This window comes from Spongiactinospora rosea (assembly GCF_003315795.1).
Taxonomy (GTDB): domain Bacteria; phylum Actinomycetota; class Actinomycetes; order Streptosporangiales; family Streptosporangiaceae; genus Spongiactinospora; species Spongiactinospora rosea.
On sequence record NZ_QMEY01000002.1, the window covers coordinates 454,974 to 475,816 of the forward strand.

At 75.7% G+C, this 20,843-nt stretch carries 3 protein-coding genes; all 3 read right to left on the bottom strand.

The annotated features are described in order from the left end of the window. Nucleotides 1-15 precede the first annotated feature (15 nt). Nucleotides 16-6,729, bottom strand: coding sequence for a type I polyketide synthase (locus tag DP939_RS07350; RefSeq protein WP_113979831.1), 6,714 nt, complete (start codon nucleotides 6,727-6,729; stop codon nucleotides 16-18). Between the two features lie 102 nt (nucleotides 6,730-6,831). Continuing rightward, nucleotides 6,832-12,531, bottom strand: coding sequence for a type I polyketide synthase (locus DP939_RS07355; protein ID WP_113979832.1), 5,700 nt, complete (start codon nucleotides 12,529-12,531; stop codon nucleotides 6,832-6,834). Further along, nucleotides 12,528-20,837 carry a non-ribosomal peptide synthetase gene (locus DP939_RS07360; protein ID WP_113979833.1) on the bottom strand — a complete coding sequence of 2,770 codons (8,310 nt, stop codon included), beginning with the start codon at nucleotides 20,835-20,837 and terminating at the stop codon, nucleotides 12,528-12,530. Before DP939_RS07360 ends, DP939_RS07355 begins: the two co-directional genes overlap by 4 nt. Nucleotides 20,838-20,843 lie beyond the last annotated feature (6 nt).

The window sequence follows — 20,843 nt, forward strand, 5'->3', positions numbered from 1 at the left end:
CCCGCTTCCCCGATGCTAGCCCGCGCCGCCGCCGCCAGACAGCCTGCCGTCCAGGAACCGAGCCAGTCGTACCGGCGTCGGGTGCTCGAACACCAGGGTGGCCGGGAGCCGCAGCCCGGTCACGGCGTTCAGCTTGTTGCGCAACTCGACGCCGGTCAGTGAGTCGAAGCCCAGTTCGCGCAGCGAGCGCGCGGGGTCCAGGCGTTCGGGCGAGACGTGCCCCAGTACCGCCGCGACCTGGGCCAGCACCGCGTCGAGCAGGAGGCGTTCGCGTTCGCCGCCGGACGCCTCGGCCGCGCGCCGAGCCAGCGACGCCCCGGGGCCGGCGGGCTCTGTCCGCCGGGGGGCGCGGACCAGGCCGCGCAGCAGGGGTGCGACCGGGCCGTTCGCGGCGCGCAGGGCGATGGTGTCCAGGCGTACGGCGACGGCGTGCGCCGCGTCCCCCGCGCTCGCCGCGTCGAACAGCGCCAGCGCGCGGTCCGACGGCATCGGGGCCAGGCCCCAGGCCGCCAGCCGGGCCAGGTCGCGTTCGCCCAGGTGCCCGGTCAGGCCGCTGGCCTGCGCCCAAAGCCCCCACGCGATCGACACGGCGGCCCGCCCGGACCGCCGCCGCCGATGGGCCAGGGCGTCCAGGAACGCGTTGGCCGCCGCGTAGTTCGCCTGCCCGGACGTGCCGAAGGTGCCCGCGAAGGACGAGTACAGCACGAAGTGCGCCAGGTCCCCCGTCAGTTCGTGCAGGTTGAGCGCGGCGTCCACCTTGGGCCCGAACACCCGGTCCAGCCGCTCGGGGGTGAGCGAGGTGACGACGCCGTCGTCCAGTACGCCCGCGGCGTGCACGACCCCGGTCAGCGGATGCTCGGCGGGGATGCCCGCCAGCAGACGGGCCACCGCGTCCCGGTCGCTCACGTCGCAGGCGGCCCAGGTGACGTGCGCGCCGAGTGCGGTCAGCTCGGCGTCCAACTCGGCGGCCTCAGAGCCGCCGCCGCGCCGCCCGGCGAGCACCAGCCGCCGCACCCCGTGCCGGGTGACCAGGTGCCGGGCGAGGGCCGCGCCGAGCGTGCCCGTGCCGCCGGTGACCAGTACCGTGCCGTCCGGATCCCACGCCGGGACACCGGCAGCGGCGGGCACGGCGGCCAGGCGCGGCACGAGGACCGTGCCCCGGCGTACGGCGAGCTGCGGTTCGGGGCGGGCGAGCGCGGCCGGGAGCGCCCCGCCGTCGTCCACGTCCACCAGGGTGAACCGGCCCGGGGCCTCCGACTGCGCCGACCGCACCAGCCCCCACACCGGGGCCGCGGCGAGGTCCGGTACGTCGTCGCCGTCGTCCGCCGCGACCGCGCCCCGGGTGACGAACACCAGGCGGGAGGCGGCGAACCGGTCCTGCTCCAGCCACTCGCGCACGAACGCCAGCGCCCGCCCCGCGCCCTGCCGCACGGCGGCGGCGGCCGGGAGCGGTTCGGACAGGCACGTCACCAGCACCACATCGGGGATCAGGTCATCCTCCGCCAGAACGGACAGCGAGGGATGACTGCGGCAGGTCAGGCCGGCCGCGGTGAGCGTCTTCTCCAGCCCGAGCGGGTCGGCGTCGATGACCGCGCACGTCCCGGTGGCCGGGGCGGCGGCGGGGGCCGGTACCCAGTCCACCCGGAACAGGCCGTCCTTGTGGACGCCGCGCGCGTCGCGGATCTGCTCGGCCGACATGGGCCGCAGCACCAGCGAATCGACGGACACCACCGGCGTCCCGGTGTCGTCGGCGGCGGTGAGCGCGATGGCGTCCGGTCCGGTGCGGGTCAGCCGTACCCGCAGCGCGGACCCGCCGCTCTTCCCGTACCGCCGCACCCCGCCCCACGAGAACGGCAGCCGCCCGCGCGGGTCGTCGCCGTCGAGCAGCCCGCCCGCCGCCACCGCCTGGAGCGCCGCGTCGAACAGCGCCGGATGGACGCCGAACCCCCCACGCAGCCCCTCCGGCAGCCGGACCTCGGCGAACACGTCCTCCCCGCGCCGCCACACCGCCCGCAGCCCCTGGAACTCCGGCCCGTAGCCGATGCCGCGCTCGGCCTGCCGCCGGTAGTGGCCGCCGATCGGCACCGGTACCGCGTCCGGCGGCGGCCACGCCCCGACGGCCACAGGGGGCGCGGCGTCGCCGGGCGCGAGGACGCCCGTGGCATGGTGGGTCCAGGCGTCCTCGCCGTCGGGACGGGAGTACACGTCGAGCGCCCGCCTGCCGGACCCGTCGGCGGGACCGGCCAGCATCTGGAGTTCCAGTACGCCGTCCTCGGGAATGACCAGCGGGACCTGTAGGGTCAGCTCCTCGACCTGACCCGCGCCGGTGCGGTCGCGGGCGAGCAGGGCCAGTTCGGCGAAGCCGGTGCCGGGGAACACGGCGGCGTCCAGCAGCGTGTGGCCGGACAGCCACGAGTGCGCGGTGAGCGACAGGCGGCCGGTGAACAGCCGGCCGTGCCCGCCCGCGAGTTCGACCGCGCTGTCCGCGAAGGGGTGCACCGCCGCCGCCGTCAGGGTCCCGGCGTTCGGGTGGGTGTCGCGCAGCCAGTGGCGTTCCCGCCGGAACGGGTACGTCGGCAGGTCCACCCGCCGGGCCCCGGCCCCGAACGCGGGCGTCCAGTCCACCGCGACCCCGCGCACGAAGACCTCCGCCATCGAGGTCAGCAGCCGCCGCGCGCCGCCCTCGCCCCTGCGCAGCGACCCGGCCGTCACCACGTCGGCCCCGGCGTCCTCGGCGGTCTGCTGGGTGCCGAGGGTGAGCACCGGGTGCGGGCTCAGCTCGACGAACGCCCGGTGCCCGGCGCGCAGCAGCCCGCGCACGGTGTCGGCGTAACGGACGGTGTGCCGCAGGTTGTCGTACCAGTACCCGGCGTCCATCGTCCGCGCGTCCAGGACGTCGCCGGTCACGGTGGAGTACAGCGGCACCCGGGAGGCGCGCGGCGCGATCGGGGCGAGGTCGCGCAGCAGATCGTCACGGATCGACTCCACGGCCCGCGAGTGCGAGGCGTAGTCCACGGCGACCTTGCGGGCGTGGATCTCGCGGGCCTCGCACGCGGCCAGCAGGTCGTCCAGCGCGTCGGCCTCGCCCGCGACCACGGCGGCGGCCGGGCCGTTGACGGCCGCGACGGACAGCCGGCCGTCGTACCGGGCGACCAGCCCGTCCAGCTCGGCCACGGGGTGGGTGATCGCGGCCATCCCGCCGGTCCCGGCCAGCCGGACCAGCGCCCGGCTGCGCAGCGTCACGACCCGGGCGGCGTCCGCGAGGGACAGCGCCCCGGCGACGTACGCGGCGGCGATCTCGCCCTGGGAGTGCCCGATGACCGCGTCCGGCTCGACGCCGTGAGAGCGCCACACCCGCGACAGCGCGACCATCATGGCGAACAGCGCGGGCTGCACCACGTCCACCCGTTCCAGCCACGACTCGTCGGCCTGACCGGCCAGTACGTCCATCAGGGACCAGTCCGCGAACGGCCCGAACGCCGCCGCGCACTCCTCCACCGCCTCCCGGAACACCGAGGAGGATGCCAGTAGCTCCCGGCCCATCCCCTGCCACTGCGCGCCCTGACCGGGGAAGACCCACACCACCTTGCCCATGTCACCGGCCACGCCAGCGCAGGTGGGCTCCTCCAGCCCGGCCAGCAGCTCCGCCCGATCCCCGCCGACCACCACCGCCCGGTGGGCGAAGATCGAACGCGACCCCGCCAGCGACGCCCCGACATCCACTGCCTGAAGCGACGAATCCGCCGAAACGAACCCCGCCAGCCGCCGCGCCTGATCCCGCAGCGCGCCCGCGTCCCGGCCGGAGATCACCCAGGGCACCACGTCCACCGAGGCCGGGACCGCCAGGGGCTCCGACGGCGGGGCCTCCTCCAGGATCACGTGGGCGTTGGTCCCGCTGATCCCGAACGCCGACACCGCCGCGCGGCGCGGCCGGTCCACCCGGGGCCAGGGCGTCGGCTCGGTGACGACGCGCACCGCGCCCGCGTCCCAGTCCACGTGCGGCGACGGCTCGCCGACGTGCAGCGTCCCCGGGACCATGCCGTGCCGCATGGCCTGCACCGTCTTGATGATCCCCGCCACGCCCGCCGCGATCTGCGGGTGGCCGATGTTCGACTTCAGCGACCCGACCAGCAGCGGCCGGGCGGCGGGCCGGTCCCGGCCGTACGCGGAGAGCAGCGCCCCGGCCTCGATCGGGTCGCCCAGCGTGGTGCCGGTGCCGTGCGCCTCCACCACGTCCACGTCGCCGGGGTCCAGCCGCGCGCCGCGCAGCGCCTGGCGGATCACCGCCTCCTGGGACGGGCCGTGCGGCGCGGTCAGCCCGTTCGACGCCCCGTCCTGGTTGACCGCGCTGCCGCGGATCAGCGCCAGCACGGGGTGCCCGTTCCTGCGGGCGTCCGACAGGCGTTCGAGCAGCAGCATGCCCACGCCCTCGGACCAGCTCGTACCGTCCGCCGCGGCGGAGAACGGCTTGCACCGCCCGTCCGGGGCCAGCGCCCGCAGCCTGCTGAACTCCACGAAGATGCCCGGGTTGGCCATCACGGTCGCGCCGCCGGTCAGCGCCAGCGAGCACTCCCCGCGGCGCAGCGAGTCGGCCGCCAGGTGCAGCGCCACCAGGGACGACGCGCACGCCGCGTCCACGCTGATCGCCGGTCCGACCAGGCCGAGCGAGTAGGAGATCCGCCCGGAGGCGACGCTGGCCACGTTGCCGGTGAGCAGGTAGCCCTCGACGTCGGCGGGCGCGGCGTACAGCGGCGGGCCATAGTCCTGGGTCATCACACCGGCGTACACGCCGGTACGGCTGCCGCGCAGCGTCGCCGGGACGATCCCGGCCCGCTCCAGCGCCTCCCACGCGGTCTCCAGCAGCAGCCGCTGCTGCGGGTCCATCGCGGCGGCCTCGCGCGGGCTGATCCCGAAGAACTCCGCGTCGAACAGCTCCGCGTCGCTCAGGAACCCGCCCTTGCGCGCGAGGCTGGTGTTGGGCCGGTCGGGGTCGGTGCTGAACAGGCGGGGAAGGTCCCAGCCCCGGGTGGCGGGGAAGTCGGTGATCGCGTCGCGGCCGGAGATCACCAGGTCCCACAGGTCCTCGGGGGAGCGTACGTCGCCGGGGAACCGGCAGCCCATGCCGACGATGGCGATCGGGTCGTCGTCCGGCGCGGCCTCGGCGGCCGGTACGCCGGGCGCGGCCGGAGCCTGCCGCGACGGCAGCAGGGAGAGCAATAGGCCGGCGACCGCCCTGGGCGTCGGGTGGTCGAACACCAGCGTGGCGGGCAGCGGCACGCCGGCGGCCTCGGCCAGCCGGTCGCGCAGTCGCACCGCGAGCATCGAGTCGATGCCCAGGTCCTGGAAGGCCGCGTCGGACGGCACGCCGCCCGGCCCGGCGACGTCGCCGAGCAGCGCGGCCACCTGCGTCTTGACCAGGTCCAGGACCGCGCCGGGCCCATCACCGGCGAAGCCGGGCTCGGGGAGTTCCACCGCGCGCCCGCCGAGCCCGGCGAACGCCGCCGTCCAGTCCACCTCCACGCCCCGGACGTACGCCTCCCCCATCGAGGTCAGCAGCCGGGCCCGGCCGCCGTCGTCGCGGCGCAGCGAGCCGGTCACGGTCACCGCGCCGGGCGTGCGGCCCGCCGCCTCCGCGCTCTGCTCGATGCCGCCGGTCAGCATCGGGTGCGGGCTCAGCTCGACGAACGCGCCGAACCCCTGCCGCAGCAGCGCCAGCGTCGCGTCGTGGAAGCGGACCGTGCGGCGCAGGTTGGCGTACCAGTACCCGGCGTCCATCTCCCGGGTGTCCAGGAGGTCGCCGGTCACCGAGGAGTACAGCGGGATCGCGGCGGGACGCGGCCTGATCGGGGCCAGCGAGTCCAGGATCTCGGTGCGCACGGCCTCGACGTACGGCGAGTGGGCCGCGAAGGACACCGGCACCCGGCGGGCCCAAAGCCCGTCGGCGGCGCACGCCGCCAGCAGGTCCTCGATCGCGCCGGCCTCGCCGGACAGCAGCATCGAGGAGTGCCCGTTGACCCCGGCCAGGATGATCCGCTCGCCGTACGGCCGCAGCAGCTCCGGCATCCGGTCCACGGGGATCGTGATCGCGGCCATCGCGCCCTGCCCGGCGAGCCGGGCCTGGGCCTTGGCCCACAGGGTGGTCACGCGTGCCGCGTCCTCCAGGGACAGCGCCCCGGCGACGTACGCCGCCGCGGTCTCCCCCAGGGAGTGCCCGATCACCGCGTCCGGCTCGACGCCGTGCGCCCGCCACACCCGCGCCAGCCCGGCCATCATCGCGAACAGCGCGGGCTGCACGACGTCCACGCGTCCCAGCCACGACTCGTCGGCCCGGCCCGCCAGTACGTCGGCGAGCGACCAGTCCACGAACGGCCCGAACGCCGCCGCGCACTCCTGCACCGCCTGCCGGAAGATCCGGTCGGTGGCCAGCAGTTCCCGGCCCATCCCCTGCCACTGCGCGCCCTGACCTGGGAAGACCCACGCGATCTTGCCCATGTCACCGGCCCGTACGTCAGAGGCGACCCGCTCCAGCCCGGCCAGCAACTCCGCCCGATCCTCGCCGACGACGACCGCGCGGTGGGCGTACACCGGACGCGCCCCGGCCAGCGACACCCCCACGTCCGCCGCCCGGAGCGACGAATCCCCCGCGACGAACTCCGCCAGCCGCCGCGCCCGCTCCCGCAGCGCGCCCGCGTCCGGACCGGAGACCACCCACGGCACGGTCTCACTCATGCGCACTCCCTTTCTGGGAAGGCCTGACCTGGAGGGGCGGTTCGACCGCGACCCGCAGCAGGTTGAAGTCGGAGGGGAACGCCGTCACGGTGGACGCGTCACTCACCGGGTGTCTCCTTCCGCGTCGGACGTCACGGCCGCCGGGAGGGCGGCCCGGATGCGGTCGGCGAGGATCTTCGCGTGCCGCTGGTCGAGTACGGTCCAGTGGTCGCCGGGCACCGGCACTACCTGGACGCCGCGCGGGTACAGCGGCGCCAGGTGGGCGCGCAGCCGGGCGCGCAGCCCGGCGTCGGCCCTGGTCTTGAACACCACGACCGGGCACGGCGCGGGGCGCGGCACATGCCGGAGCATGGCGGTGATGTTGCGGTTGTGGACGCCCGCGTAGTCGGGGACGAGGTCGCCGACGGCCCGCCCGCCCTGGGTGACCTCGCCGATCCGGTGCACCCGGCCGCCGTCGCGGGCCAGGCCGTGCAGGTTCAGTTCGCGGCGCGGGCCGCCGAGCCCGAGCAGGGCCTGGCCCTGGAACCACAGGCCGCGCAGCAGCCAGGACGGGCGGGTGGCCACCGCACGGCCGCGCGTGTCGGGCAGGAAGCCGTCGATGGCGAGCAGCAGTTCGACGCTCTCGCCCTGCCGGGCCAGGATCCGGGCCATCTCGTGCGCCACCATCGCGCCGAAGGACCAGCCGCCGAGCAGGTACGGCCCGTGCGGGCGCACCTTCTTGACCAGCGCCACGTGCGCGGCGGCGATGTCGGTCAGCCGGGCCGGTGAGACGCCGCCGTCGTGCAGGCCGGGGGCCTCCAGGCCGTAGACGGGGCGGTCGTCGATGAGCGCGGCGACGTGCCGGTAGCACAGCGAACTCCCGGCGGCCGGGGCGGCCAGGAAGATCGGGACGCCGTCACCGCGTTCGGCCAGCACCATCAGGTCGGCGTGGGCCGGCTCGGCGGCGGCGGGGCGCTCGCCGACCAGTTCGGACAGCCTGCCGTACGTCGGGCGGCGGGCGAACTCCGGCATCGGCACGCTGACCCCGAACGTGTCGCGGACCCGGGCCAGCAGGTGGACGGCGGCCAGCGACTCGCCGCCCAGCGCGAAGAAGTCGTCGGACTCGCGCGCTCGGGCGACGCCCAGTTCCTCGCACCAGAGGGCGGCGAGCGGGCCGTCGGCCGTGGCCGCCGGGGTCGTCGCCTGGGGGCCGGGGGTCTCCTCGACGATCTCGGGGGGCAGCGCGGCGGCGTCCAGCCTGGCCGTGCCAGGGAGCGTGGAACGCAGCAGGGCGGGCAGCGCGGCGATCTCCGGCGGGCCGAGCCGGGGGACGCGTACGTGGTGCCAGGCGGGTGGCCCGTCCGTTTCGGGCGGGTCCAGTGCGGCGCGCGCGTGTTCGGCGGCGGCGTCGGTGCCGTCCACGCTGACGACCACCGCCTTCGACGAGTTGTCAGCCCGCAACTCGGCCCACCGCCGCCCGGCCGCCGCCAGGTCCCCGCCGGTCACCAGGTACACCAGGGCGTCGGCGTCCCCGGGGGCGGGGTGCTGCTCGGGGTGCTGCTCGGGGTGCTGCTCGGGGGCGGCGAGGATCAGGGTGTGGTCGAACCCGGGGTCGCCGGGGACGAGCGCGACGCGCGACATCCCGGACTCGCGCAGCACGCGTTCCCAGGTCGGGGCGTCGAGGTGGATGGAGTCCCGGCGCAGGTCGTCGTCGAAGGCCCACCAGCCGGGGGCCAGCCCCCACAGCAGGTGGCTCCAGCGGTCCACCTGGGTGACCTCGACCATGGCCAGCATGCCCTCGGGGCTGAGCAGCCCGCCGATCCGGCGCAGCGCGGCGTGCACGGACGGCGCGACATGGATCACGTTGTAGGCGATCACCAGGTCGAAGCCGCCCGCGGGCAGGCCCTGGGTGAGCGGGTCGCGGGTGATGTCGTAGGTGGAGAACCGCATGCCGGTGATGCCGCGGTCGGCGGCCCGCTTGGCGGCGCGGCGCACCAGCAGCGTGCTGATGTCGGTGAAGTGGTAGTCGACGTCGTCCCGGCCGGGCCAGTCGTCGATCAGCGGCCAGGTGAAGCCGCCGTGGCCCGCGCCGATCTCCAGGATGCGCAGCGGCCCGCCGTCGCGGCGGGCGTGGATGTCGCGTACCGAGCGGCGCAGCGCGGCCAGGCAGGCGGCCCCGTCGTAGATCTCGACCTGGCAGTCGCCGAGGTGCGCGCGGAGCATGCTCTCGTCGCCGTCGGGCCACAGGACGGCGACGGGCTCGCGTTCGCCGTCGAAGACGTACGGCAGAGCGTCGGCGATCCGGTCGAGCATGCGGACGCCGCCCGCGACCTCCGTCAGCTCGCGGCGGGCGTCCAGCGCGGCGGCGACCAGGGCGGGGGCGTCGGGGGCGACCCGGTGACCGTCCGGCCCCTCGTGCAGGAAGCCCTCCTCGGCCGCCGAGCAGATCATGAACTCCGCCATGCGCGGGATGCGGTCCCCGGGGTCGAGGCGGCGGCGCAGGTCGCCGGGGGTGAAGGTCTGCCGGGTTCCGGCGCGGGCGAGGACGAAGCGGCCCATCAGGCCGCCCGCGTACCGGTTCAGCGCGGCGATCAGGTCGGGGCGCGCGGACAGGCGGGAGTCCGCCGGACGCCAGGGCGCGTCGCTCGCGACCGCCTGGGGCACCAGCTCGGCGGGGGGCGGTCCGTCGGTGAGGCTGCCGACCACGCGGACACCGGCGCTCGCCAGGTCGGCGGCGAGGCTCCGCCCGGCGGTGGCGGCGACCAGCGCGTTCGGCGCGCTTTCCCCGGTGGGCGGGGCGAGGGGCACCGGGCGGGGCAGCAGCGCCCACCAGCGGCGGCCCCGCCAGCCGTACGTCACGCCGGGCCGGGGCAGCGGCAGGTGGGCGGGCGGGTCGCCGGGGCCGAGGTCCACCACCGCGGCCTGGACGCCGGTACGCCCGCGCGCGGCGACCCAGGCGGCCAGTTCGGCGGCGGCGGGGTGGGACGGCTCGGTACCGAGCGGGTCGGCCAGCCCGTACCCGGCGACCACCAGCATCGCCCCGGCCGCCTGCGCGCCCTCCGCCAGCCCGTCCAGCGACGCGAAGACGTCGTGCTCCGGCATCATCGCCAGCACGGTCGCGACCGGCACGTCCCCGGTCAGGTGCGGCACGCCGAACATCTCGGCGAGGGCCGGATCGGACGCCGCCACGCCCGTGGTGAGGTCGAGACGGTCGCGGGTCTCCTCCCAGGCCAGGGCGGTCAGCGGGGAGCCGGTGGGGGGCGCGGTGGCCGGGCGGCGGCGGGGGCGGTCGCAGCGGAGGGGGGCGAACGGGTAGGCGGGGAGCGCGCAGCGCCGCCCCTCGGCATCCAGGAAGGCGGCGAGGCCGACCTCCGCGCCGCGTTCCCACAGACCGGCGGTGAGGCGCAGCACGTCGGCGCGTTCGGTGTCGGCCGAGCGGCCCAGAGACGCCAGGGCCGCGCGCCGCTCGTTCCACAGCGGGTGCCGCCGGGCCGCGCGGATCGTACTGCCGCCGGGCCCGAGTTCGATGAGGAGGTCCGCGTCGTCGCGGCCCAGCACCGCCGCCAGGCCCTCGGTGAGCCGGACCGTGCCGAGCAGGTGCGCCGTCCAGTACTCCGGGTCGCCCACCTGGTCGTCGCCGACCCACGTACCGGTCAGGTTGGAGACGAACGGCACGCGCGGCGGCCGGGCGGGCACCGCCGCGACGGCCTCGCGCAGCTCGCCCGCCGCCCGGTCCATCAGCGGCGAGTGGAAGGCGTGCGCGGTCTCCAGGAGCGTGCCGCCCACCCCGCGCGCCCGCCACGACTCGTGCAGCGCCTCGATCCGCCCGGCCGGGCCGGACAGCACGAGCTGATGCGGGGCATCGACGGCGACCGTGACGCCGTCCAGGCCCTCGCACAGGTCGGCATGACGGCGCGGGATCGCCAGCATCCGCCCGTGCGGGGCGGCCCGCATCGCGCGCCCGCGCCCGTGGATGACGCTCAGCGCGTCCGGCAGGTCCCACACGCCCGCGAGCGCCGCGGCCACGTACTCGCCGACGCTGTTGCCGATCATCGCGACCGGCCGCACCCCCCACGCCCTGACCTGCGCGCCGAGGGCGTACCCGAGGGCGAACTGGGCGAGCTGCGCGAACACCGTGTCGGTCAGCGGGGCGGTGCCCGCGAACAGCGCCTTCAAATCGATGCCGTACCGGGCCGCGACCAGTTCACTGATCTCGTCGAAGGAGGTCCGGAACTCCGGCAAAAGCCGGTGCGCGGCCCGTCCCGCGCCCTGGTGCAGCACGCCCTGCCCGGGGAAGGCGAGGACCGCGCCCGGCTCCTCGGTGGCCTGCGCGCCGGTACCGTCCCGCAGCGCGGCGGCCAGCCCGGCGCGGTCCTCGGCGAGCACGGCCAGCCGGTGCGGCAGCGTACGGCGGCCCTCGGTGAGGGTGAACGCCACGTCGCCGAGCGGGTCCGCGGAGTCCGCGACCCGATCGGCGAGCGCGGTGCGCAGCCTGGTCAGGGCGTCGGGATCGGCGGCCGACACCGGGAAGATCCGTGGCCGGTCCGGCTGCGCCGCCCGCCGCACGGCGGGGGCCTCTTGCAGTACGACGTGCGCGTTGGTCCCGCCGATGCCGAACGAGCTGACCCCAGCCAGCCGCGGCCCGGCCGACTCCCACGGCTCGCGCTCCCGGCAGATCCGGAACGGCGTGGACTCCAGCCGGATCTCCGGGTTCGGCTCCCGGAAGTGGACGGTCGGCACCAGCTCGCCGTGGCTGAGCTGGAGCACGGTCTTGATCAGCCCGGCCACCCCGGCCGCCGCGCCGGTGTGCCCGATGTTGCTCTTGACCGCGCCGATCCGGCAGGTACCCGGTGCGGCGTCGCCGAAGGCGGCGGTCAGTGCGGCGATCTCGATCGGGTCGCCGACCTTGGTGCCGGTGCCGTGCGCCTCCACGTAGCCGATCTCGCCGGGCTCCACCCCGGCGTCCTGGTGGGCGAAGCGGATGACGTCGCGCTGGCCCCAGATCGACGGGGTGGTGTAGCCGGGTTTGTCCGCGCCGTCGTTGTTGACCGCCGCGCCGCGCAGTACCGCCAGGATCCGGTCGCCGTCGGCCAGCGCGTCCTCCAGCCGCCGCAGCACCACGACGCCCACGCCGCCGCTCGGCACGGTCCCCGCCGCCGCCGCGTCGAACGGCCGGCAGTGGCCGTCCGGCGACAGGATGCCGCCCTCGGTGTAGCGGTAGCCGCCGGTCTGCGGCAGCCGCAGCGACACGCCGCCGGCGAGCGCGACGTCGCACTCGTGGCCGAGCAGCTTCAGCCGCGCCTCGTGTACCGCGACCAGCGACGTGGAACAGGCGGTCTGCAAGGTGATCGCCGGGCCGCGCAGCCCCAGCTTGTAGGCCACCCGGGTGGCCAGGAAGTCCTTCTCCCTGCCGATGATCTGGCCGGTGGGGTCGCCCGCGCCGACGTCCAGCTCCCAGCTCGCCAGGTCGCACCCGGCGAACACGCCGATCCAGCCCTTGTAGCGGTGCGGGTCGATGCCCGCGTCGTCGAGCGCGGCGGCCGAGCATTCCAGGAACACCCGCTGCTGCGGGTCGATGGTGGCGGCCTCGCCGAGGCTGTAGCCGAAGTAGCGCCGGTCGAAGGTCTCGCCGCCGGGCACGGTACCGCCCGCCGGGACCACCCGGCCGGGGCCGTCCACCCCGGCGGCGCGCAGCTCCCGGTCGGTGAACCTGCTGATGGTGTCGCGTCCGGCGCGCAGGTTCGCCCAGAACTCGGCGGTGTCGGCGGCCCCGGGGAACCGGCACGACATCCCGACGACGGCGACCGCGTTCTCGATCATCATCGCTCTGCATCCCTCCGGGGGCGTGTGGTGCGGTACCGCCGGGCGCGCGCGGCCCGGTCGCGGATCGAACCGTCGTCGTGGTCGCGCGCCGGTGGGGCGGCCCCGGCGTACGCCTGGGCGAAGGACCGCACGGTCGGATACTGGAACAGCAGTCGCATCGAGAGCCCGGCGTCCAGCTCCTCCTGGAGCCGGGCGTGCAGCCGGGCGAGCAGCATCGAGTTGCCTCCGGCGTCGAAGAAGTTGTCCTCGACGCCGACCCGGTCCAGGTCGAGCACCGCCGCCCAGATCCGCGCGACCCGTCGTTCCAGGTCGGTGTCCGGCTCGGCGACGGTGCCCTCGGGTTCGCGGGCGGGGGCGGGCAGCCGGTCCACGTCCACCTTGCCGTTGGGGGTGGTCGGCAGGTCGTCCAGCCACACCACGCGGTCCGGCACGAGGTGGCGCGGGACGCGTCCGGCGAGCCGGGCGAGCACGGCCCGGCCGTCGGGGTCGCTCTGGGCCGGGACCAGGTAGGCCAGCAGCCGCGTAGCGTCGCCCGTCACGAAGGCCCGCCCGACCAGCGGGTCGGCCAGCAGGTGCGCCTCGACCTCGCGCGGCTCGACCCGGTGCCCGCGTACCTTGAGCTGCCGGTCCAGCCGCCCCAGGTACGCGAGCGTGCCGTCCGGCAGCCAGCGCCCGCGGTCGCCGGTGCGGTAGATCCGCTCCCCCGTGCGCGCGTCGCGGACGAACCGCTCCTCGGTCAGCTCGGGCCGGCCCAGGTAGCCGAGGGCGACCCCGTCACCGCCGATGTGGATCTCCCCGGGCACCCCGGCCGGGCACCGGCCGCCCGATTCGTCCAGTACGTGGATCGACGCCCCGGTGATCGGGCGGCCGACGACGTTGAGCGGCCCATCGGCGGGCGGCGGGCCGGGCAGCGACGCCACGGCGACCGTGCATTCGGTGGGCCCGTAGTTGTTGCACACCTCGTAGGTCAGGTCGGCGGGCGGACGCCGGGTCAGCGGGGCCGCGCCGTACAGCATCCAGCGCAGCGCGGGCAGCGGGACCGGATCGGCCCACACCACCTCGGCCAGCGGCGTGGACAGGAAGCACACGGTGATCTCCCGTTCGGCGAGCCAGCCCGCCACGTCCGAGATCACCACCGGCCGCTCGTGCGGCACGACCCGCGCGCCCGCCGCCAGGTAGGGCCACACCTCCCACTGCGAGGCGTCGAACCCGACACTGGACAGGTGCGCGCCACGGTCATCGGGGCCGACGTCGAAGGCGTCGATGTACCAGCGCACCAGGTGGGCCAGGTTGCCGTGGCCGACCACGACACCCTTGGGGGTGCCGGTGCTGCCGGAGGTGTAGATGACGTACGCGGGCGCGGCCGGATCGGGCGTGACCGGCTCGAACGCCCCCGCGGGCCGCTCGTCCGCCGCGATGTCGAGCACCGGGACGTCCGTGCCGGGCGGGGACCCGGCGGTCAGCAGGGCGACCGCGCCGGTGTCGCGCAGCACGTACGCGGCCCGCTCATCGGGGTGATCCGGATCGATCGGGCAGAACGCGCAGCCCGCGTACCAGGCCGCCAGCATGCCGACCACGAAGTCGGCCCCGCGCGGCGCGTGCAGGACGGCCACCGGCAGCGGGCCGCGGACCAGCGGGCGCAGCCGCCCGGCCAGCGCCCGCGCCCGTTCGTCCAGCTCACGGTAGGTGAGCGAGCCAATGACCGGGGCGTCCGGGCGGCGGGCGATCTGTTCGGCGAGCAGCGCGGGCACGGTGGTCGGCGGCGCGGGGCGCGGCCCGTGCTCGAACATGCCGAGCCGGGCCCGCTCGGGCGCGTCCAGCAGGACCGACGCGGAAAGCGGCCGGTCCAGGTCTTCGGTGAACCGCCTGACCAGCCGCCCGACCAGCCCCGCCAGGGTGGCGGCGTCGGCCGCCGCCACCTGGTCGCCCCGGTAGGCGACCCGGCCGGTGAAGTGGCCGCCCTCCTGCCGGAAGTGCACGGTCAGCGGGAACTTGGCGGACACCGCCGCGTCCTCGTGGCCGGTGTCCAGCTCCAGCCGGGCCGCGCCCAGCCGGACCGGCGGCTGCCCGGTCTCCACCGACAGCATGGCGTCCACGTACGGCGTGCGTCCGGGCAGCCGGGGCGGGTTGAGCCGGTCCACCACCGCCTCGAACGGCACGGCGGCGTGCTCGTGCGCGTCCAGCAGGGCGTCCCGCACGGCGGTGAGCAGCCCGCCGAGCGTGGTGTCCGCCGTCCGCCGCGACCGCACGACGGCGGTGTTCAGCAGCGGACCCACCAGGTCGGCGAACTCCTCGCGGTCCCGGTTGGCCATCGGGGTGCCGAAGGTGACGTCCGGACGGCCGGTCCAGGCGTGCAGGGCGGCGGCGAGCGCGGCGGCCAGCACCTGGAAGGGCGTCACCGCCCGCGTCGCGGCCAGGTCGCGCAGCCGGTCGGCGAGCCGGGGCGGCAGCTCGACCGGGACCGTGCCGTGCGGGGCGGGCGCGACGGGCGTGGCCAGGTCCAGGTACGCCGGAGCGCCGTCGAGCACCCGCGCCCAGTGCCCGAGCCCGGCCGCGTCGTCCCTGGCGGCGGCCTCGGCGGCGACGAAGTCGCGGTACCGGGCGGCGGGCGGCGCCTGCCGGACCGTGTCGGGCTCGATCCTCTCCAGCGGGCGGTCCAGCAGGTCGCCGAACGCGTCGAGGGTCCGGCCGAGCGCGCCCGCCAGCCACTCGGCCTCCGTGCGCCGGTAGCGGTCGCCGCGGTAGGACAGCACGGCCGCAAGCCGGTCGCCCCGGTCGGTGACGGTGAAGGTCAGCCCGAACTTCTGCTCGTGCCGCCAGATCCAGTCCATCGGCTCGGCGGTCGTCTTCAGCCCGCCGATCGCGGGCCATTCGGCGGGAACGGTGTTCAGGTTGAGGGTGACGTCCAGGTACGGGGTCCAGCCGGGCCTGCGCGGCGGGTTGAGCCGTTCGACCACCGCCTCGAACGGCACGTCGTGGTGGGCCACCGCGTCGAGTACGGCGTCGCGGGTCCGCAGCAGGAGCTGACCCAGGGTGTCGGAGGGCAGCGCCCGGGAGACCAGCACGACGGAGTTGAGGCACGGCCCCACCACGGACCGGGCGCGCGGGTCGTCGCGCAGCGCGACCGGGGTGCCGACGGTCAGCTCGGAGCGGCCGGTACGGCGGTGCAGCGTCGCCGCCAGCGCCGCCGCGAAGATCATGAACCGGCTCGCGCCGCGCGCCCGCTGCAACGCGCGCAGCCGGTCCGCCAGGTCGGGGCGCAGCGGGACGGTCACCGCGCCGTGCGGCTCGGCCGGGACCGGCGGCGCGACGTCCGGGTACGGCGGCGCGCCCGCCAGCGCCCCCGCCCAGTACGCGAGCCCCGCACCCTCCCGCCCGGCGGCGAGCCGGGCCACCACGTCGTCGTACCGCGCGGGCGGCCCGGCCGGGGGGCGGCCGTCGTAGCAGGCGGCGAGATCGCGCAGGAACGGCGGCGCGGACTGCCCGTCCCACACCAGGTGGTGGACGCACAGGAAGAGCAACTGCTCATCGCCGGGCAGGTCGAGCAGCAGGACCCGCAGCGGCCGGCCGGAGGACGGCGTAAACGGTGTCCGCACGGCCTCCTCGCGCAGCCGGTCGGCCTCCGCTTCGCCGTTCGGCAGGGCGCGCAGGTCGTGGTACTCCACCGCCGGACGCCACGGCTCCCCGGCCGCCCGCCACAGCCGCCCGTCCCGCTCGGCGAAGCGCGTGCGCAGGATCTCGTGGCGGGCGATCACCTGGGCCAGCGCGCCGGCGAGCCGGTCGCGGTCCAGCCGCCCGGAGATCCGCCAGGTGTGCGGTACGTGGTAGACGGCGGTGTCCGGCTCAAGGCGTTCGGCGAACCAGATGCGCTCCTGGAAGCCGGAGGCGGGCAGCCAGTCCGCGTCGGGGATCACCTCGTCGGGGGCTTGGGGGGCGGCGAGCCCGCGTTCGATCGCGGCGGCGAAGTCGCCCAGCCGGGGCGACTCGAACAGCGTGCGCAGCGGCACCTTGATCCCGAAGGCGGCCCGCATCCGGGCCAGCATGCGCGCGCCGAGCAGCGAGTGCCCGCCGAGGTCGAAGAAGGAGGCGTCCGGGCCGGGGGCCGGTACGCCGAGCAGGTCGGCCCACACGTCCGCGACCCGGCGCAGGGTGTCGCCCGCGATCGGCGCGGCCGGGGCCGGTGGCGCGGGGTTCTCCGGGGAGTCGTGGCAGTGGCGCAGGTCGCGCAGGAACACCGGAGTGGACCCCTCGTCCCACACCAGGTGGTGCAGGCGCAGGATCAGCAGGTGCTCGCCGTCGCCGAGGTCGGCGAGCGCGGCCTTGAGCGGACGCCCGGAGCCCGGGTCCATGCCGTCGGCGACGATCGCGCGGACCCGGCGCTCCCGGGCGGCGGCGGTGAGGCCGCGCAGGTCATGGCGTTCGATCTCGGGGTGCCAGCCCTGGCCGACCACCTGCCACAGTTCGCCGTCGCGCTCGGCGAACCGGGTGCGCAGCACCTCGTGGCGGGCGATCACCCGGGCCAGCGCGTCGGCGAGCCGGACGGGGTCCAGGTCGCCGCGCACCCGCAGCACGATGGGGACCTGGTACAGCCCCTCGTCGGGGGCGACCCGCTCGGCCAGCCAGATCTGCCGCTGGATGCCGGACGGCGGCACCCACTCGCCGTCGTCCTCCTCGGGGTCGTCGGCGCGGTACTCGTCCAGGGCGCGGGCGAAATCGCCGAGCCTGGGGCGTTCGAAGAGCACGCGCAGCGGCAGTTCGACGCCCATGCGCTCACGGACCGCGCCGATGACCCGCGTGGCGTGCAGGGAGTGGCCGCCGAGGTCGAAGAAGGAGTCGCCGGGGCCGGGTTCGGGTACACCGAGCAGGTCGGCCCACAGCCGGGCGACCTCGCCCGCGGTGCCCTCGGCGGTGTCGGCGGTGCCGGTGGTGTCGCCGGTCGCGGCGAGCGGGGTGGCGGTCGCGCGCAGGGCGGCGCGGTCCAGCTTGCCGTTGACGGTCAGCGGAAACGCGGCGACCTCGTGGAACGCCGCCGGGACCATGTAACCGGGCAGCGCCGCGCGGACGTGTTCGCGCAGCTCGGCCGCGCCGATCCGCTCCCCGGCCGGACGGACGTACGCGACCAGGCGGTCCCCCTCCAGCAGCACCGCCGCCCCGGCCACGCCGGGGTGCTCGCGCAGGCAGGACTCGATCTCGCCGGTCTCGATCCGGTGGCCGCGTACCTTGACCTGGCCGTCGGCCCGGCCCAGGGCCTCCAGCGCGCCGTCCGGGAGCCACCGGGCCAGGTCGCCGCTGCGGTACAGCAGGCCGGGGCCGAACGGGTTGGGCACGAACCGCTCGGCGGTCAGCTCCGGCCGGTTCACGTACCCCGGCGACACGCCGAGACCGCCGACGCAGATCTCCCCCACCGCCCCGGCGGGCAGCAGCCGCAGCCGGTCGTCGAGCAGGTAGACGGTGGTGGTCGGGATGGGACGGCCGATATTACTGCGGTCGTCCGCGATGTCCTGTTCGGTGATCCGGTGGACGGTGACGTGAACCGTGGTCTCGGTGATCCCGTACATGTTGACCAGTTCCACCCCGGGGTGGCGGCGGGCGAAGCCGGCGAGCGCGCGCGGGCGCAGCCGCTCGCCGCCGAAGATCACGTACCGGAGGTGGTCCAGCCGCGCCTCGGGGGCGACGGCCAGCAGGTGGGCGAACGCGCTGGGGGTCTGGTTGAGCACGGTGACGCGCTCGGCGCGCAGCAGCGCGAGGTACTGCTCGGTGTCCCTGGCCTGCTCGGCCCCGACGATCACCAGCCTGCCGCCGTACGCGAGGCAGCCGAACAGCTCCCAGACCGAGAAGTCGAACGCGTAGGAGTGGAACAGGGTCCACACGTCGTCCGGGCCGAACGCGAACGGCGGGCGGTCGTTGACGATCAGCCGGACCACGTTGCGATGCGTGATCAGCACGCCCTTCGGGCGTCCGGTGGTGCCGGAGGTGTAGATGCAGTAGGCGGGGGCGTCCGGGGAGATGTCGGGGAGGGCGGCTGCCGCGCTTTGGAGTTCGGCGAGGGTGACGGCCGGTTTCACCTGCTCGTCGTCGGTGACCAGCAGTTTCGCGCCGCAGTCGGCGAGGATGAACGCGCGCCGGGCGGCCGGGGTGGTCACGTCGATCGGCACGTACGCGGCCCCCGCGAACAGCACCGCCAAGATCGCCTCGACCTGCCCGATCCCGCGCCGCACCAGCAGACCCACCAGGTCTCCGGGCCGTACTCCCCGGGCCACCAGGCCACGGGCCAGCGCCTCGACGCGTTCGAGCAGGTCGCCGTAGGTCACGTGCTCGCGGCCATGGGTCAGCGCGACGGCCTGCGGGGCGGCGCGCATCCGGTCGCGCAGCAGCTCGGGCAGGCTGACCTGGGGGTGGCCGATGTCCTCCCAGCCGGTCGTCTGCGCCCGGCGTTCGTCCGGCGACAGCACCTCGACGTCATCGACGGCCTGGGCGGGGTCGGCGATCACGGAGGCCAGGAAGCGGGTGAGGTGCCCGGCGAAGGCCGCCGGGACCTGCCCTGACCCGCCTTCGAGGTCGAACGTGAAGCGCAGCGCGGGGCCGTCCCCGGGTGGCTCGATGCCGCCGAAGGAGACGACGGCCGCGCCGTAGGGGTCGTGGTCGCCGAGCAGCCGCCGCAGGACGTGCGGTGGGGGGAGGCGGAGGTCGCGGGCTACGGCCAGTTCCTCGTGGATGTTCCGGGCGAACCGCGCGAACGTCGCCTCCGGCGGCGGCTCCAGACGCATCGGCACCGGGCCCGCAGGGCGCGTCACGCTCAGCCGGGGGCCCGCCGTGTGGCGGCGCAGCACCCCCGCGACCCCGGCCAGGAGAAGGGCTTCGACGGTGACACCGAGCTTATGGGCGGCGGCGGCCAGGTCGCCGGGCGGCTCGAACCCGCTCGTGCCGCTCTGGATCGGGAGCGGCGGTGGGTCATCGCCGCGCAGCCGATCGACGTACGCGGTGAGCGCGGGAACCGGGGCCGACAGCGGCTCGTCCGGCGCGGCCAGCAGCCGATCCAGGATCACGGGGTAGTCGTCGGCGAGCCGGGCGAGCATCTCGGGGCCGACCACGCCGCCGGGGTCGCGCCAGCTCACGGTGGCCCCGGCGGAGTCCTCCCGGAGGAACACGGTGAGCGCGTAGTCGGCGACGTCCTCCGTCGGCAGCATCCGCAGCGTGGCGGCCCCCAGCGGGACCCGCAGGATGTCGATCACATCAACGGGCGGCGCGGCCCAGTACCCGAACACCACCTGATTGGCGCTCTTCCGAGCGGCCTCACCCCCCAGCCCGGCCTCCCTGAGGATCACCGGCATCGGCAGATCCCCGTACGCCGTCGCCCCGACCAGATTTCGGTGCAACCGCTGGACGACCTCGCGGTAAGTGAGGTCCCGGGACAGACGATGGCGCAGCGGCAGCGTGTTGGCGAAGAACCCCACCCGGTCCTGCACGAGGGGATCCCGGCGACCGTGGTACGTGGTACCGAGCACCAGGTCGGAACGTCCGGTGTAGTGGCCGATCAGGATGCAACAAGCGGCATAGAACGGCACCAGCCGATGAACCCCCAGCTCATCCGCCACCTCCTCAACCCGCCCCACCAACCCCGAATCCACCATCCGATGCAACACGGCATGACCCGGTTCGTCAGTGGGGGCTGGGAGGAGGAGGGGTGGTACGTCGGGGCCCAGGTGGTCGCGCCAGAAGCGGCGGTGGGCCTCGCCCTCTGGGCCGTCCGACAGCTCGCGCTGCCGCCGGGCGAACGCGGCGAGTACGTGCGCGTCGTTGGGCGGGGCGAGGTCGTGTCCGGCGTAGAGCCGGGACAGTTCGCCCAGAAGCAGGCCGCACGCGGTCGCGTCCAGGACGATGTGGTGCCCGGCGAACAGCACGATCCGGTAGCCGGGCCCGCGCAGTGTCTCGACCCGCAGCAGCGGGCCGCGCCGCAGGTCGAACGGTACGGTGGCGCGCTCGCGTACCGCCGCCTCGGCCGGGCCGGTCACCGGACGCTCGACGACCGGGATCGGCGGCGCGTCCGCCCACCGCAGACTCGGCCCCTGCGGAGTGGTCACCACCCTGCCCCGCAACGCCGGATGCAGCTCCCCGAGCCTGGTCACGGCCCGCCGCAGCCGGGCCTCCTCCAGCTCGCCCTCCAGCAGGAGCGGGAGGCACACGGTGTAGGCGGGGTCGTCCGGGGCGACCTGCCAATAGATCCAGATGGCCTCCTGCGCGACCGACAGAGGAACCTCGGACGCCTCCGTCGTGGTAGCGGGCGTGGCCGTCGCCTCAACACTCATGACCGT